General features: G+C 56.0%; 9 protein-coding genes. 5 read left to right on the top strand and 4 right to left on the bottom strand.

The window, feature by feature from the left end; all coding sequences use genetic code 11:
- Positions 1-5 precede the first annotated feature (5 nt).
- Together EI77_RS03565 and EI77_RS03560 are read right to left on the bottom strand one after the other, a co-directional pair.
- Positions 6-2,192, bottom strand: coding sequence for a TonB-dependent siderophore receptor (locus EI77_RS03565; protein ID WP_133793370.1), 2,187 nt, complete (start codon positions 2,190-2,192; stop codon positions 6-8).
- Positions 2,193-2,242: 50 nt separating this feature from the next.
- A complete protein-coding gene (locus EI77_RS03560) occupies positions 2,243-3,253 on the bottom strand; it encodes a helix-turn-helix transcriptional regulator (RefSeq protein WP_133793369.1) in 1,011 nt (336 codons plus the stop codon).
- Positions 3,254-3,405: 152 nt separating this feature from the next.
- Here EI77_RS03560 and EI77_RS03555 point away from each other — a divergent pair, with 152 nt between their 5' ends.
- From EI77_RS03555 to fmt, 4 genes are all read left to right on the top strand, one after another.
- Entirely contained in the window at positions 3,406-3,996 is a 591-nt protein-coding gene (locus tag EI77_RS03555; protein ID WP_133793368.1) for a hypothetical protein, read from the top strand.
- A 7-nt stretch (positions 3,997-4,003) separates the two neighbouring features.
- A complete protein-coding gene (locus EI77_RS03550; RefSeq protein ID WP_133793367.1) occupies positions 4,004-4,930 on the top strand; it encodes a glycosyltransferase family 9 protein in 927 nt (308 codons plus the stop codon).
- A gap of 69 nt (positions 4,931-4,999) precedes the next feature.
- Complete coding sequence (locus EI77_RS03545) at positions 5,000-5,629, top strand: adenylate kinase family protein (protein ID WP_133793366.1); 630 nt, start codon at positions 5,000-5,002, stop codon at positions 5,627-5,629.
- An 11-nt stretch (positions 5,630-5,640) separates the two neighbouring features.
- Positions 5,641-6,582 carry a methionyl-tRNA formyltransferase gene (gene fmt / locus EI77_RS03540; RefSeq protein ID WP_133793365.1) on the top strand — a complete coding sequence of 314 codons (942 nt, stop codon included), beginning with the start codon at positions 5,641-5,643 and terminating at the stop codon, positions 6,580-6,582.
- A gap of 60 nt (positions 6,583-6,642) precedes the next feature.
- On the opposite strand, the gene EI77_RS03535 is transcribed toward fmt, so the two are convergent.
- Positions 6,643-14,169 carry a M12 family metallopeptidase gene (locus tag EI77_RS03535; RefSeq protein ID WP_166647008.1) on the bottom strand — a complete coding sequence of 2,509 codons (7,527 nt, stop codon included), beginning with the start codon at positions 14,167-14,169 and terminating at the stop codon, positions 6,643-6,645.
- A 294-nt stretch (positions 14,170-14,463) separates the two neighbouring features.
- Positions 14,464-15,744 (bottom strand): dihydroorotase, encoded by a 1,281-nt coding sequence (locus EI77_RS03530; RefSeq protein WP_133793363.1) that lies wholly within the window; start codon positions 15,742-15,744, stop codon positions 14,464-14,466.
- Between the two features lie 205 nt (positions 15,745-15,949).
- On the opposite strand from EI77_RS03530, the gene EI77_RS03525 reads away from it, so the two are divergent.
- Complete coding sequence (locus EI77_RS03525) at positions 15,950-17,116, top strand: efflux RND transporter periplasmic adaptor subunit (RefSeq protein WP_133793362.1); 1,167 nt, start codon at positions 15,950-15,952, stop codon at positions 17,114-17,116.
- Position 17,117 lies beyond the last annotated feature (1 nt).

Below are 17,117 nucleotides of genomic sequence, written 5' to 3'. Positions count from 1 at the left end.
TGAGATTAAAACTCGAATTTCACGGACGCGATGAAGGTGCGGGCATGGCCTGCCTGGACCATGGTGGAGTTATCCGTGGAGTAGAAGATTTCGTTATCGAAAAGGTTCTTCACATTGAGCTGCACTTGCCAGTTATTACGCCGGTAAAAGACCAGGGCATCCGTCTGCGCATAACCGGCCAGATTGCCGCTGTTGATGGTATCCACGGCCACGCGGTCACTCATGTAAACGCCGCCGCCAAAACCGAACCCTTTTAGCTTGCCCGTCTGGATCTCATAAGTGGTGAAAATACTGCCGCTGTTTTCCGGTACACCGGGGCGGCGGTTGCCCACATTGGCTCCGCCGGGAGCATCAATGATGCGGCTTTCCAGGTAGGCGTAGTTCATCAGCAGCCTCCAGCCAGGGGCCAGCTCACCCGCGAGGTCCAGCTCAAAACCACGGCTGCGCTCCTCGCCTGCATTGATGGAGAACAGCGGGTTGCCAGGATCTGCGGCGGCGATGTCAGTCTTATTGATCTGGAAGAAGGCAGCGCTGGCGATGAATCTGCCGTCCAGCAGCTCGGTCTTGGCCCCCAGCTCAAACTGGCGGGCGCGCTCCGGGTCCAGGCTTTCACCGCCGGAGGTTCTCAGCGCGATGTTTTTAAACGAAAAGGTGCTTTCCGAGTAGCTGCCGTATAGGGCGAGCTGTTGAATAGGCTTGAAGACCAGACCGACAAAGGGATTCACGCTGCCCTGGTCTAGCTCGGCATAGGAGCTCCCGAACGGCACTCCTGGGTCCACATAAACGGAGGAATTGCTGGCATCAAACCACTCCAGCCGCGCGCCAAAATTCAGGAACACGGATTCGCCGAAGGAAACCTTGTCCATGAGCAGCAGGGAATAGGCTTTGGCATCCGTGTCGGTGGCCTCTGAAAAAGTGGTGGGGAAACCTGGGACGGGGACCAGGGGGCTGGGCTGATAACCCGTGTAAACCGGATTTGAGGGATTGAGGCTTGTATGCCCGCTGAGGTACCGGATGTTGTCATTGTTCTGGTAGTCAAACTCGGCGGAGATGAGCAGCTCGTTCTTCACATCCGGGGCTAGGTCCCAGGTGATGAGGTGATCCAGCCGCGCGGTCAGGTAATGCTCGGCAAAGTCCGTGGTGGATGCGGAGCGGGCAATGTTTCCGGTGACCGGGTCCTGGAGCGGGCCAGCGAAGTTGAAGAGAATGAAGTAGCCTCCTTCACTGGTGGAGGTCAGCCCGTGGAGGGAGAGAGTCGTTTTATGATGCTCATTCCACCGGTGCTCCAGGGTCAGGAGCGCACGGTAGGTGTCCGTTACATTGCGGGTATAACCGGGTTCCCCAAAATAGCGGTCGTAAGGGATGCCGCCGATGACGCTGCCATTCTGATAAGGCATGCCGGGGATGGTGGAGCGTTCATCGTGGCTGTATTCCGCGCGGAAATTCAGCAGGGTGTCCTCGCTGATCTTCCAGGCAAAAGCCGGGGCAATGAAGGTGCGCTCCGACTCCACCAGATCAATGTAGGAATCTCCGGTCTCAAAAGCACCATCGAAACGGAGGGCGAACTTGTCCGGCACGGCGGCCCAGTTGGCATTGACCTGGGTGCGGTAGAAGTCAAAGCTGCCGACCATCTGCTGAATGCTGTAGGAATCCTCAAAACCGGCCGTGCGGGTGATGTAATTTACCGCGCCGCCAGGCTCCCCGCGCCCGAAGAGGATGGAGGCAGGGCCTTTGAGAACTTCGATCTGCTGAAGGTTGGCCACGTCCGTAGGGGAGACGGCAGTGAAGGAGATGCCGCCGGGGACGGACCCGGCGCGGAAGCCGTCCTTGATGTAAGTCTGCTGGGCAAATCCGCGCAGGCGGTAGGTCTCCCCGGTGCCGGTGAAGGAACCGCCACGCTGCACACCGCTGACGTTCTGGACGGCTTCCTGGGGATCCACAATGGCCCGGTCCTGGATGACCTGCTGGGTGACCGTCTGCACGGAGCGGGGGACCTCCATCACATTTTCCGGCAAACGGGATGCAGAGTTGGAGACCGGTTCCGTATAGCGGTTCTTTGGTTCCGCTTCAGCGGAGACGATGACTTCTGGCAGGGTTTCCACTTCCGTAGCGGCCGCGTCTGGGGCTTGTTGCGCCCAGAGAGGGGTCAGGGAAAGGCAGGTGAAAATGAGGGACAGCGGGAGGGGCTTCATGCAGGCAGCTACTGAGACCCGTTATCATCTGATTTCTACCACATGGCGTTTTATTTCTGCCGCGTGGCGTTCAGTTGAAACTGCTTCGGATTCATGCCGAACTGCTGCTTGAACAGGGTGGCAAAGTGGCTGGGATTGCTAATGCCGACCATATGGGAGGCATCCAGAATGGTACAATCCCCCCGCTCCAGCAGCAGCCGCGCTTTTTCCAGCCGCTGCTGGCGGAGATAACCAAAAGTGGTAGTTCCAAAAACCTGATGAAAGCCGGACTTCAGCTTGGACTCGCTCAAGGAAACTCGGGTGGCCAGCTCCATGAGCGTGGGAGGTGCCTCCAGCGATTTGCGCAGGAGTTCAGCAGCTGCGTAAATGCGCTCCTGGTCCTGAGAGGTGAGGCGGCGGCTGGAAAGTAATGGGGCGGGGCTGAGGGCAACGATCATTTCCACGATGAGGTCCAGACAGCGGGCCTCCATGGACAACGCCCGGCAGGCACCCTGGAAAGGGCAGTTTTGGATCTGCTCCACCACCAGCCGGGCACGGGGGGTGAGGGGGGCGACGATGCATGGATCCCCCTCACCATTGAGGAACCGGCGCCATTGCGGGTGCTCCGTCAGCTCCCGATCCGTGAGCCAATGGCGGAGCTGGCTACCCTCGATGGCGACGGTGAGGTGCCGCGCCTGCTTGGCCTGGGCGGTGGGCATGGCACGATGCTCCTTGGACTGGCTGAAACGGATGAGTGCCATGGTGCCGGCGTGGCGGTCATAGGTGCGGCGGCGTGCGCCGGAAATCTCCTGCCAGTGGCCCTCCAGTGCAAAGGTGATGACGTAAAAGTCCAGCTCTTCATTGCAGCGGAGACGCAACTCCCGGTCGAAGAATTCATCCGCCCAATGCATGTAAAAGCCGGGGCGGACCGTGCGGGTCGTGGTGCTGCCCTGCACCCAGGGAACCAGGGGTACATAGTGGGACTCCACAACGAGTCCATGTTCCTCAATGTTGGATTCTGCCACATAAACTTCGTCCAGCTCTGACGCCTTGAGTTGGTAGGTGCTGGGGAAGCTAGCCATGAGAAAGCGTGACCGACGATGGGAGAGGACTCAGAAGAGTGTCTTATTGAGGAATAATCTCAACAAATTTCCAAGCAACCGGAGAAATCATCTCAAAAGCATTTTGTGATTTGATTGATTCGGAGCCGAGACGAGACAGGGTGACGGCCCACATGCTGACTGATCTGCACAACTACCTTTACCATCTGGAACCCTCCGGTGGTATCCCCCTGAAGCCCACGGGCATCGTTTTGGGGCTGGCACTGCTGGCGACCCATCTCTGGGCCTGGAAGAATGCAGATACGGCCAAGGCTTTCCTGAAGGGTTTCCCGCGCAATTATTTCTGGGGCGTAGTGCTGCTGAGCATCGGCTTCGCCTGGGGGATGATGTGCCTGTTTAATATGGACATGGGGGAATTCTTTTTTCTGAGGAAGTGGTTTCTCATGCTGGTGCCCATCGGTTTTGTGCTGGTGCTAATGTATGTGAAGGAGTTTTTGGCCGTGCGTGCACTGGGTTCCCTGATGCTGCTGGCGGCTGGTCCGGTGTTGGCAGCGGCATTTTTGCAGCCGCAGGTGACGCGTCTGCTCCTGCCCATCCTGGCTTATGCCTGGATCATCGTCGGCATGTTCTTTGTGGGCATGCCTTTCCTGATGCGGGACTGGATCACCTGGTTGCTGGCCAAGCCAGTGCGGTGGAGCGTGGCCGTCTGGGGCGGCATCGGCTACGGTGCGCTGCTGCTGCTGCTGGCCATCACGACGTATTGATCCCGCTATGGAGCGCAAGAAGCCGCGCATCCTGGTCATCCGCGGAGGGGCTATCGGAGATTTTATTCTGACGCTGCCCGCTATCCGGCTGATCCGTGAAACTTTCTCCGGATGCCATCTGGAGGTGCTGGGGTATCCGGGCATCATGGATCTGGCGTTGAAAGCGGGGCTTGCAGATTCGATGCGCAGCCTGGAGCACCGGTCCATGGCGCTGCTCTTTGCCAAAGGGGCCACCATTGACCCGGCTCTGGTGGAATATCTGCTGAGCTTCAATGTCGTGGTAAGCTACCTCTTTGACCCCGATGGCATCTTGCGTGGCCAGCTTGAGGGCATGGGAGTGAAAACGCTGCTGGAATGCCCCCACTCAATCCGCCCTGGACAAGGTCACGCCGCGCAGCAACTGGCCAAACCTCTGGAGAAACTAGCGATGTATCTGGAGGAGCCCGAATGGCGAAAGCCCGTGCTTGCGCCAGCCGAGCCAGCGGTAGAACCGAAACGCATCGCTCTGCATCTGGGCAGCGGCTCAACCAAAAAAAACTGGCCGGTGGAAAACTGGGCTCAGGTGATGGCGGCACTTCAGCAAGAGATCGGCGCGGTGGAACTGGTGCTCATTACGGGGGAGGCGGAGCTGGAGCGCGGGGTAAATGTAGCGGCATTTCGCGCTGAGGATCACTGGCATGCCCTGCCACTGCCAGAGCTGGCGGACAGGCTGGGGACCTGCGGTTTTTTCCTGGGCCATGATAGCGGCATTTCCCATTTGGCGGCGGCGTGCGGGGTACCGTGCCTGCTGCTTTTTGGCCCGACGGACCCGGCGCTGTGGGCTCCACCGCAAGCGGGAGTGACCGTGATCCAAGCAGAAAAAGGCGAGTGGCAGCATCTAAAACCGGAGCAGGTGACCGCTGCGCTGATGGCAAGATTGGATGAAATCCGATAACAATAAGTGTGAAAGTAGCCTTAAGCCTAGCTTGTGACGCTCCCGTGACGTGCTAAATATTTTCTGATCATGGCTGAATCCACCCCTCGTTTTCGCACTCTTCTTATCCTTGGCGCTCCCGGCAGCGGCAAGGGAACGCAGGGGAAAGTGCTCGGCTCCATTCCGCGTTTTCATCATCTGGCCTGCGGGGATGTCTTCCGCTCTCTGGATACTCGCACGACATTGGGACAGAAGTTTGTCGAATATTCCAGCCGGGGTGAACTGGTGCCAGATGACATCACAGTGCAGCTCTGGCGGGGAAACATCAGGCAGCGGGTGGATGGCCATCAGTTCAAGCCGGAGATTGATTTCCTGGTGCTGGATGGCATCCCTCGTAATGTGGATCAAGCGAAGTTTATGGAAGAAGACATCGAGGTGCTGAAGGTCTTTCACCTCTCCTGTCCAGACCGCACCGAACTCGCCCGGCGGCTGCGCAAACGTGCACTGAAAGACAACCGCTTCGATGACGCCAATGAATCCGTGATTCAGCAGCGATTCGCCACCTATGAGGCGGAGACCAAGCCGATCCTGGAATACTATAAGGGCGACCGCATTGTGGAGATCGATGCCAGCCAGCCTCCCGCCAAGGTTCTCTATGACATCCTCGCCGGTGTGATGACACTCCAGGCCTGGCGTGACATTGAGCAAATGAAGGTATAAGGGAAGGGGATATGCGTATCCTTTTCATTGGAACCGGGGACATCGGACTGCCCTCGCTGGAATGGCTGATCTATACCCCCAAACATCAAGTGGTGGGCGTGGTCACTCAGCCGGATAAACCGGCGGGGAGAAAGCTAGTGCTCACGCCGCCGCAGACGAAGGTGCGCGCGCAGGCCGCAGGCATCCCAGTCCTCCAACCCCTGAAAATCCGCCATGCAGTGGAGGAGCTAAAGGCATTCAATGCGGATGTGGCTGTCGTCGTTGCCTATGGTCAGATCCTCTCCCGCGATGTGCTGAATGTGCCCAAGCTGGCCTGCCTGAACATTCACGCTTCGCTTTTGCCCAAGTATCGCGGAGCTTCACCCATCCAGGCCGCCATCCGCGCTGGCGATGCTGAAACCGGAGTGACCATCATGCACATGGATGAGGGGCTGGATACGGGAGACATCCTGCTGATGGATCGTGTGACTATCGAACCAACCGATACAGGCGGCACGCTGCATGATAAATTAGCCCTGGCTGCCCCCTCCAGCCTGGAGGAAGCCTTGGACCTCATTGCCTCCGGCCCTGCACCCAGAAAAGCGCAGGATAATGCCCTGGCCACTCACTGTGGAAAACTGAAGCGTGAGGATGGCCGTCTGGACTGGACCCGCCCCGCAGTGGAACTGGAATTTCTAATCCGTGCCTACAATCCCTGGCCGGGAACCTTCACCCTTCTTCCAGGGGATAAACCTGCCCCGCTGAAGGTGCATCGCGCCCGTGTCATACCCGAGGCTGAATCCTGTCCCGCTCCGGGAACGGTGGTCAGCAGTGATCCGAAAACAGGACTCATCGTCGCCTGCGGCCAAGGCCTGCTAGCCCTCGAAGAAGTGCAGGCCGAAGGTGGCAAAAAGATGGCAGCGGGAGATTTTCTGAGAGGCAAAGGTCTGGAGACGGGCCTTCTGCTGGGGTGAATCCAGCAGCATCCCAGTTCCCCATCTGAGGAAACTGGGATGCTGAGCTTTCGGTAAATATTAAGGTGCGCCGATCTCCACCTTCCCACTTAAAATAGGTGCGGTGGTGGCCGGAGGTGTGGGCAGTTCAGGTAAAACGAAGAAGCCATGACCTTTGTTGAGCCGGGGAATGATGGCCCCATAAACCGTAGCCTTGCGCGGCTTGCTCAAAGTTAGCCCAGGTTGGGTAAAGCTGCCGGTGATGAGACCTGTGGCGGGAGTTATTTTGAGGCTCAGCGCAATGTCATGGACAGGGACAGTGAGTTTGTTATCCGCCGTGATCTTGAAGGTTTTTGTCAGGGGCGAGCCCAGGCCTCCCTTCGAAAAGGCTGTCTGGGTATTTGCCTCACCCGCACTAAGGCCCAGCATGCTGTATAGACTGACGTTCTTTGGCTCGTATAGACCACCGGTGACTGTCAGATTGTGAGGTGGAATACCAGCTTTGTAGCTGAAGGTAGTGTTCTGCTGCGCCTTATACCAATTCACTGAGCCATCCACATGGTGATTGGAAGATGTAATCGTCACCCAGCCCTGCACGCTGCCTGTGTTGCTATACATCATCGCATTCAATGGAACGAGGCCTCCAACACCCACTGGGAAGCTGCCCACGATGGCAGTGCTGTCAGACAGTTTACCGCCCCAGGTGACGACCGCCGTTTTACTGACCTTGAGGGTGGCGTAACCGCTGCCCTGCGGATAGTCAGTATTGGTGGTTAGAGTTGGATCAATGAAAAGCGCGGCATTGTGCAGTCCTTCATAGGCTGTAGAAATGATAGCCTTACATCCGTTAAGCGGTGCTAACGCAGCACCGGCAGTGACTGTGCCAGTCACACTGCCCGCAGTCAGATCAAAATCCAGAGTGATGCCGATGGATGGCAGCGGAGACTTCCGCGTGATGGTGATGGAGGCCGTTGGATTAACGTCTTCATCGTCAACGGTTGGCTGATAAGCATTCAACGCGCCTTTGAATGAATATGAAACGCTACCCAGCTTAAGAGTGCCAGACAGGGCTCCGGTATTCGTGATCGTCGTTTTAAAGGTGCCTCCAAAACCGTGGGTGTTACCGGTAGTGCCATTGAGCGCAAGGTTACGATCAATAAGGGCATTGTAGCTGCCCTCTGCCCGCGTATCCAACGACGTGATATTCCAAGGAAACGGGCCGGCGACGACGGTCCCCGCGGTATTGGTGGCACTGATCTTTATCTGATAAGGCTGGGCGATGCCTTTGACCATTTTGTTAGGCGCTGTGGCCTTGCCGGTCAGCTTACGAGTGATGGTATTGTAAACAACACCCGCAGGCAATCCTGACACGGATACTTTCGTCGGACTATTTGAAACCAGGATGGGAATGTCCACCGTCTCACTCACAATGTGTGAAGGCAAAACAGGTGTAGAAATCACCGGTTTTTCGATGACCGATACATTGGTATCACCATTGTTGCCGTAAACGGGTGCCCAATTGGATGTCGCAGGTGTCTTGGGACCCATGCGCATTTGACAAGTAAACGCACCCGCAAGCAGGGCATTCATGTTTGTGATTTTTAGGCTCTTGCTTCCACTTCCACTGATCGTGGCACCATGGAGGACACCATCTCCGAGAGGGTCACCATCCAGCAACCAAATGTATTCATTGATCACAGCGCCCACTGGCACGGTGGCTGTAGCGCTGAGCGAGAGAGCCGCCCCCTCTTTGACCGTGACAGCCGCAGGACCACGTGTCGCGAGTCCAAGATAGGCCATCTGGGAATCCGTGCTGCCCTGGGGATTCGTTGCCCTCAGCAGATAGCTACTGACGTCGGTGCTTTTCAAATTTTGCAGGACGAGACCCAGACTCTTGGCAGTTAGGATATCCTTGCCCGCTTTTTTCCATTGATAAGTGATCGTTGGTGACCCGCTGACCACGGGTGAAAAGGCGACTGAGCCGCCTACAATGCCTAGCCGTGACGCTGGCTGTGACGTGAAGGATGGTGCCGTAGCAATCACCGGAGTTCCTGGAGTGAACACGACCTGGTCCACCCAGGCTGTATCCAGCCCTCCATTCGTGAACTCATTCTTCACATAAGACCAACGTATGGTATGTGTCCCCGACGTTGGAATGGGCACGATCATGTGCACCCAGTCCTGCTGACCGGAAATAGATCCGTAGGAATACACTTCATCAATGCCCAGTTTCAGACGGTCAGAAGGATCGGAAGAGACCTTCCACCAGAAGTCGAGAGTGCCCGGACCCGTCACTGTGGTCTCCATCCACGATTCCTCGTCATTAAAGATCTCACCACTGGAGGCTGAATCCACACCGTCATGAGCGGGCTCTGGGGAACTGACTGCTTTCCACCCCGTGCCCGCAGGCAGGGGGTCTCCTTCGTAGTCTGTCCCGCCGGTGGTGAAAGTCAGGGTTGCATTGTCCAAACCTTCGCCAAGGGACATCTGACCAGCAATCGCGAAGGCATCCAGCCAAGCCTTGTGCGTGACCCCTTCATTACTCGTGCTGCTGCGAGAAAAGACCCAGCTTAAAGTATGGGGGCCGTCACCTTCAATTTCATGAGTTTCCTTCCGCCAATCGTAAGCCCAATAAGATCCTGAGACCATTTCTCCATCAATGTAGAAAAAGAAATTATCCTGGAAGTCTTCCATATCTGCTTTCGACCAAAAACTGATGGTGGCAGGTCCATCGACGATGGTTTCGATAGTGGTGCTTTCGGAGCGGCCGACCACCCCTGAAGAGGCAGCATCGACCCCGTCATAGCTCGGCGTTCCGCCAAAACCAAACCAGGCAGGCGTTGAATTTGCCCCGGTTGTCCATGTGCGGTCAGGACTGTCCAACGCCACATCGAAGGGCACCGCTTGCACCACTGTTAACGTGGCTATGCGAGAAGTCACTGGGCCGGATCCGTTGGTGACCACACAACTGTATTCTCCAGCCGCTGTCAGCGCGATGTCTTCCAAGACCAGCGTATCAGCCGTCGCTCCGTCGATATTATGGTGAGTGCCAGCCTGGTTTTTTTTACGCCACTGGTAGGAGGTGGCGATACTGCCGCGATTGATGACTTTCAAAGTCACCGTATTTCCTGTTAGTAGATCCTGGTCTGCGGGGAGCAAAGGATCCAGAGTGACAGGGAGGTTAACACTGGCTGGATTCGCGAATTCCCGGATAGTCTGCTGGCCGGGGTTGTTGCCGACTTGGTCGTGAAACAATGCGGCCAGTTTGCCATTGGGTAAAAGGGTTGTGCGCTGAGCGGTGGCTTCCTCTTCTGCCTCAGAAATGGTGCGGTAAAATTGGATGTCTCCGGCATTGCTGATTTTGCCGTAAACAGCATCAGGCCCAAAGTAGCCGAGGAAAAGAGTGTCTCCGGCAGTGGTCACTTCCATAAATTGCACAGAGTCATCACCTTGGACGGATGAGTTAGATGGACGTTGCACTGCGCGAGCCCACAAAAGATCACCGCTCAAAGAGAAACGCAGAAACTGAGGATGTCTGTGAGCAAATTCCGTTTCATCATCACCCACGATGTCATGAAGAACTGTGATGCCCAGAGGCCCCACATGCAGATCATATGACCCCGTAATGCCATACTCGACATTCACGCTGTTAGGCAGGCCAAAGGCGCGCCACTGAAAGTTCAGCGAGGAATCAAACTTGGTGACCGCCGGGCGTCCATCCCCTGTGGAGATCTGGAAAGTGCTTACGACATAAACATTTCCAACCGCATCCGTGGACAAAGCTGACCAGACTTCCGGTGCATCACACAGACTGGTGACGACTTGATTCAACACGTCGCCGGAAGAATCGATTTTTCGCAGCACTTGTCTAGAATAGCCTAGGTTTTGAACCGTTTCATTGGTGATGAGGAAAGTATTTCCCGCCGAATCCACCGTGGCATCCACCACGCGGCTCTGGATGTAAGGAATGTTGTTGTCCCCATCTTCCGACTGCCCAAATTGAATGACGGATTCCGTCGTCCCATCAGCATTCAGACGCACCACAGCAGTTCGAATACGGTAATAAGGGGAGTGCTGGGTGAGTGCAGTATTATTGACAACAATGACGCTCAATGAACCGTCTGGCAGAATATCGAGATGGGTAATGGCAATTTCAGCCAGCCAGCCTTCCGTATTTGCAGGTGGCACATAAACACGCCAGACGAGGTCACCGTCAGCGTCAAATTTAACGAGCAAAGCACTGCCGCTCCGGTAGAGTTCCGGGCCGTACGTTGAGCCGTACTCCGTGAAAAAATTCAGTGTGAAAGCTGCGTACGTATTGCCCTGATCATCCGTTTTGATCACGGTTGGGTTGGCATTGACCGCCCGATATTCCAGTTCACTGATGGCAATATCCTGTCCAGGCCCCCAGCTTTCATAATAAGTCGTGACCTGGTTTGGAAAGGTGCCTGTCGTCGTGGAGTAAGTCGTGCGCTGGCGTCTCCATCCGCCCGTTCCGAGCCGTTGGATGATGCCATGGTAAATGTCGAACGTGGTGCCGTAATTATAATAAGTGTCCTTGACTTCGTTACCGACGAAATAGCGACCTTGGTTGTCTGCCTTGAAGGACATCGGAATCAGAGTCTTCATATACCCAGGCATTCCATCCTGCCATGGTTCGACGACATGGGGCTGGGTGCTTGCGATACCACTGGCGGCGATAGGCGGTGTTTGGTCCGGCAGTTTGTAGACCAGTTCATCCTGCGGACGCAGCCAGACGGGATTGTAATCAACCACCAAATTGACACTCGTTCTGGATACATTCCCTGCGATGTCTCGAGCCTCGGCGATGAGTTCATAGTTACCATTGGCCATCCCCCAGTAAAATTGGTTAATGCACGGAAAGGCGGTATTCAATGTCCACGCGGTGGACTGGGTGCCACCAGGATAAACGGCAGGCAATGCTGTGGCGGGCCAGACGAGAGAACCCCAATCGGTTTTCCCCCAATAGGATCCGTCCAGCAGCCGTTTGATAAACAACTTCATCTGTGGCTGGCCGGATGAATCTGTGGCCGTGCCATTGAAGAAGGAGCTCGCCAGGGAGGAAGTCGTGATGGCTTGATTGTTAGCAGGGGAAGCAATGACGCACGCAGGCGGAGTGGTGTCGATCTTGAAGAGGATTTGGTTATTCCCAGCCAGGCCTCCTGGAGTCGAGATGGAGGAGATGCCATTGCCGTCCCGGACGTAGGCGCTGACGGCATATGTGTCTTCACCCGTGGGCAGGCTCTCACCAGATTGGTCCCCCGGGTAGGTCCAGGTGTTGCCATTTTGGATCGCGGCATGCAGTTCGGGATCTCCCGTGACCCAATGGGTTCCGCTCCAAAATTTGCCGTCGCTTTGACGATAGATCGTCAGGTTGACACGATTGTTCTCAAAGCCCGTATTGGTACGATCCGTGACCGTGCCTGAAAGCGTCCAGTTATTATTGACGAAGCCATTGTGGGAAGGGGCCGTAATGCTGATTTGGGGGCCATTAGTGGCGATGTAAAAGGTCTGTTCCACCAGTCGCGTGCCTTGTGGGCTTTCGCGGTTAAACGCTGTAGCCTGCACTTTGTAAGTGCCCGCAGGCAGCTCATCCGGACCGGCTGGCAGACGGTAGTCTAAAGCCGGTGCAGCCCAGACATGGGTGGCAGGATCATAGGAAGCCTCCAGATGGGCCTGCCGGTCGGGATCGGCTCCTGCATCAAACCACTCCTCTCCCGACCAATATTTGAAAGTATCGGACTCTCCTTCCTGGCCTGGAACCAGTCGCATGAGATAAACCCGCACGCCTTTGATGTAACTTTCAGCATCCGTGGCAGTGCCGGTCAGCACTGGCATGAAATGGTCACCAAAGCTTTGCCCGTTCGTGAATGAAGTGAAGGTGACAGCATCCGGAACGGTCGTGTCCACTGGGCTGCGCTGCATGTCCAGATAGGCTGTCGTTGTCGAGTTGCCTGCACGATCCGTTGCTCGGGCTACGACATAGAAAGCACCTGGCTGCAACAGTGCACGCGGGGGCAATGAGCTTGCTGAAAGCGGGTGCCAACGTCCTCCCTGCACCAGGGCAGGGAGCTTGATGCTGGGATCCAGGTCATTGTTTGTCCAAGAGCTGCCTGTCCAGTACCGGTCAGTGCCGCTGTTGTTCTCACAAATCGTAAAATCCACCACAGGCTCAGGATCCAGTGTGTCTGAAATCGTGCCTCCCACGGGCAGGGTTTCAAAATCAAAGAAAGTGCCGCCTCCGTTCACTGGATTATTGGCGATCACGGGTGCCTGACGGTCCAGGGTGTAGGTGGAACCTACCCATTCAGACACATTGCCAGCCAAATCACGCCCACGGACTTCCAGCCTATAGACGCCGTCCGCCAAGCCACTCATGAAACTGGAATTGATGGCCCAATTGTCATTTGTTATGGTTTCGGGCCGGGCGTTGAGTGCCTCATTGAAGGCAGCCCCCTCAGCACCAAAACCAGGAGTGACCCAATTCCACCATTTATTGTCGCTTTTCAGACGGAACTGGATGTCCTGAAGACCTGAACTGTTGGAGGCCTTGGCATATCCTGTGAGAGCATTGAAAATCTTGTAAGACTTGCCTTCCGCAGGATAGCTGAGGGAGACGACTGGAGGCATGGTCAGAGAGCCGCCCGCAACATATTCCCGAGTCTGGTCATAGGGGGAAGCACCTCCCGTGAAGTAATAGGCACTTCCAAAAGTATAACCAGCTTTAGTGAGGGTGATTTTGAACTGGCCCGTCGGGATGCCTTCGAAAAGAAACTCCCCATTCTCATCGGTATGACGAACACTTTCTCCGGTCGCTGTGATGAGATTGATGAAAGCATGTTCGTCGTTGTCATTGCCGACGGACTGCAGGCTGGCACGAACTCCTTTGAGTTTGGAGCCGTTGGGAAGACTGACGATGCCTTTGACCTGCGTGGGCTGGCCGTATTCTGTGGCAATGGCCGCACGGTCGCCATCACTCAGCATCGCGGTGATGACACCGATGCTGCCTTTGAGTTTATCTTCAGGATGGGGTGGATACCAGAGATTCAGGCCCATCGTATGGGTCTTCTCCTGGTTCGGTGCGTTGGCCGTAATCGTGTCACCCGTCTTCCAACTGTCGATGAAGGCTTTGCTATGATAATGCATGATCGAATCCAGATCATAAGCAGTGTGCTTCACCGCATTGGGTTCAATGGCGAAATTGATGGTCGTAAAGCCATTGATCAGACCAAAGTTCAAAGTCACATAATCATCTCTGTCTGAGCGCATTTGCTCATGGATGAATCCCAGGGTGTGCCCCATTTCATGCACGACCGTGCTGTCATCCCAATTATGAATGGACATAGGCTGCATGCCCCCTGAGCGCCCGATCCATGCATAGTTGACATCCTTGACCAAATCAAAAAACCGCAGGTCGTTGCGCTGCACTTCCAGATAGTCCCCGCTGGGCCCTTGATTGGCAAGATCGACAAACCGAAGATTCCCAAAGCGCTGCCACGCACGGATACACCGCCGAAAGATGAGGCGTTCATCGTTAGTGACTTCAGGCTTGAAGATGAATGGCACACGACCATCCTCCCATTTCATGTCTCCAGGATTTGTCCTGTATTTGAAAGCTCCTGCTGTTGCAGATGAGATGAGCAGAGATGACGCAAGTGTGAAGGCCCAGAGAGCCTTGTATGAGGGCATTTAGCAGTATTACTTCTGCAACTTTAAAAAAACAAGAAATTGCCCGTGCTTAGCTAAAGAAAAAGCATGGTTTTAACTAAAGAATGCAGCATGCAATCTACTGCGAACCAAAACCCGCTTTTCATGGATAAAATCCATTCCTCCAGTTAGTCATGTTTGCAGATCGCAATCCAAAGTCTGGCCCCATACTATCTACCGCACAAGAAGTTCATCGCCACGATACACCACCCGTTCGACCATGCCCTGGAGGGTCTTGTCTAGAAAAGGAGTATTGATGCTCTTCGACTTCATGAACTCGCGCGTGAACGTGGTCTGGCGGTCAGGATTGAAGAGGATGAAATCGGCGATGCCCCCTTCTTTGACGGGCACGGGGTCCAGCTTCATCAGACGGCGCGGCTCTGCTGAAAAACGTTTGACGATGACATCCCAGCCGAAGACCCCTTTGGAGATGAAGTAATCGTAAAGGCTAGGTAGAGCGGTTTCCAGACCCGTAATGCCAAACGGGGCACTGGCGAAGTCCTGGTTCTTTTCAAAAGGTGTATGCGGGGCGTGGTCCGTGGCGATAACATCGAACCAGCCATCAATAAGGCCTTGAAGGAGGAGCGCGTTGTCTTCCTTGGTCCGCAGGGGGGGATTCATTTTATAATGAGTGTCGTAATCCCCAATGTCTTCATGGCTGAACATCAGATGGTGTGGCGCGATCTCGCAAGTGACGCGGATCCCACGGTCCTTGGCGCGCTTGATGGTGCTCATGCCTTCGGCCGTGGTCACGTGCTGGATGTTCAGGTGTACGCCGGTGTATTCGGCTAGGCGGATATCGCGGGAAATGCAGATTTCCTCACTGATGCTGGGGATGCCGGGCAGGCCCAGGGAATAGCTGATTTTTCCCTCATGCATGCAGCCTTTACCGCTCAGTTCCTTCACCTCACAGTGGCTGGCCAGGGGCAGGTCGAAATCGCGGGCATACTCCATGGCGCGACGCAGGACCTGGGGATTATCCACGGAATAACCATCATCCGTGATCATCACGCAGCCAGCGGCTTTCATACCCGCGATGCCTGCCAGCTCTTCCCCCTTACGCCCCTTGGTGATAGCACCGGAGGTATAGATGGAAGCCCCGATGCGGGTGCGGCGGGCACTTTCCAGCACCGCGCGGACCACGCCTGCATTGTCAATCGCCGGAGCTGTATTCGGCATCATGACGAAACCGGTGATGCCCCCATTGATCGCCGCCTCGGCGCAAGTGGCGATGTTTTCCTTGTCTTCCTGACCGGGTTCCCGGGCATGGACATGGATATCAAATAGGGAGGGCAGGAGGATGCGGCCCGTGCAGTCAATCACCTCCGCATCGGTCACTCCGGTAATCTCAGAGGCGACGCCGAGGATGCGGTCCCCCTCCACCAGGACGTCTCCCAGAGTCAGCTTGGGCGAGTCTTCAGAGGCGATCTGGGCGTGGCGATAGAGGCGTTTCATTGAGGATGCGCATGATATGACGCGCAGAACGCGGGAGGCAAGCGGCAGGCGGGGGATTCGCCGTTGAAACTTTTTTTCCTCCGCTACGGAATATCTTTGTGAATGGAAGACTCACAAGACGGGTGTGGATTTTCCCTTTCTCAGACGTAAAGCACTGGACGGACGGCGAAAAACCACTCCCCACGCCGTATTCTCCCCCCAATCAATGCATCGTCTCCTTGCCTTCAGCCTGGTGCTGGCCGCGCTTTCCTCCTGTGAGCGCCCCCAGCAGAAAACCAATGCCGCCGCACCTCCATCTCCGGTGACCGTGGCCAAACCCCTGGCGACCGAGCTGACAGAATGGGATGAATTCATCGGCCGATTGGATGCGCCGGAATCTGTGGAAATCCGCGCCCGTGTCTCCGGCTACCTGGAAAAGATCCATTTCCGTGAAGGCAGCGACGTGAAGGCCGGCGACCTCCTTTTCACGATTGATCCACGCCCTTACCAGGTCATCGTGGACCGCACCCAGGCTGATCTGGAGCGCGCACAGGTGCGTCTGGAACTTTCCAAAATGGAAGCCAGACGAGCCAAGGCGCTGATCGCATCGAAGGCCATCGCCGTGGAAGAAATTGACCAGCGCAACCAAGCCCTCGCTGAGGCAGAGGCCAGCCTTCGCTCTGCGGCCGCCACCTTGGCGCAGGCGAAACTCGATCTCGAATTCACCCAGCTGCGTTCGCCCATTACCGGCCGCACAGGCGATGTCCTCATCACCCAGGGGAACCTGATCAATGGCGGCACCAACAATTCCAATGCCACAGTGCTGACTACCATTGTGTCTGTGGATCCCATCCACTGCTACCTGGATGTGGATGAGCAGTCCGCCCTCAAATATCGCGAATTGCGTCGCCTTGGCCAACGTGCCAGTGCCCTGGATGAACAAATCCCCGCTGAAATGGCCCTGGCCAATGAGCAGGGTTACCCGCACAAGGGTGTGATTGACTTCGTCGACAACCGCCTGGATCCGGGCACCGGCGTCGTGCGCTCCCGCGCCCTTTTCCCAAATCCGGGCGGCCTTATGGCACCGGGTTTTTTCGCCCGCGTGCGCATCCCCGGCAGTGGCAAATACAAAGGCCTTCTGGTGCATGACAACGCCATTGGAAGCGATCAGGGAAAACCGTTTGTGTTTGTCGTGGCTCCCGATGGTGTGGTGAAGCAGGTGCCGGTGGACATCGGTCCGCTGCACGAAGGACTGCGGGTAGTGAAGGCCGGTATTGGCAAGGATGACCGGGTGATTGTCGAAGGCATGGCCCTGGTCCGCAATGGTGCCACCGTGCTGGTCAAAGAAGAGCGCGAGATGAAAACCGCGATGCAATCTGCAGCCACAAAATAAA

The sequence above is a fragment of the Prosthecobacter fusiformis genome (assembly GCF_004364345.1).
Classification (GTDB): Bacteria; Verrucomicrobiota; Verrucomicrobiia; order Verrucomicrobiales; family Verrucomicrobiaceae; genus Prosthecobacter; species Prosthecobacter fusiformis.
The sequence above is the reverse complement of the archived record's forward strand: the minus strand, read 5'-3'. Positions and strand labels throughout refer to the sequence as shown.

Bases quoted from the DNA above. Each gene is read 5' to 3' on its own strand.
- EI77_RS03565 (WP_133793370.1), bottom strand. From the start codon at position 2,192: ATGAAGCCCCTCCCGCTGTCCCTCATTTTCACCTGCCTTTCCCTGACC.
- EI77_RS03560 (WP_133793369.1), bottom strand. From the start codon at position 3,253: ATGGCTAGCTTCCCCAGCACCTACCAACTCAAGGCGTCAGAGCTGGAC.
- EI77_RS03555 (WP_133793368.1), top strand. From the start codon at position 3,406: ATGCTGACTGATCTGCACAACTACCTTTACCATCTGGAACCCTCCGGT.
- EI77_RS03550 (WP_133793367.1), top strand. From the start codon at position 4,004: ATGGAGCGCAAGAAGCCGCGCATCCTGGTCATCCGCGGAGGGGCTATC.
- EI77_RS03545 (WP_133793366.1), top strand. From the start codon at position 5,000: ATGGCTGAATCCACCCCTCGTTTTCGCACTCTTCTTATCCTTGGCGCT.
- fmt (WP_133793365.1), top strand. From the start codon at position 5,641: ATGCGTATCCTTTTCATTGGAACCGGGGACATCGGACTGCCCTCGCTG.
- EI77_RS03535 (WP_166647008.1), bottom strand. From the start codon at position 14,169: ATGAAATGGGAGGATGGTCGTGTGCCATTCATCTTCAAGCCTGAAGTC.
- EI77_RS03530 (WP_133793363.1), bottom strand. From the start codon at position 15,744: ATGAAACGCCTCTATCGCCACGCCCAGATCGCCTCTGAAGACTCGCCC.
- EI77_RS03525 (WP_133793362.1), top strand. From the start codon at position 15,950: ATGCATCGTCTCCTTGCCTTCAGCCTGGTGCTGGCCGCGCTTTCCTCC.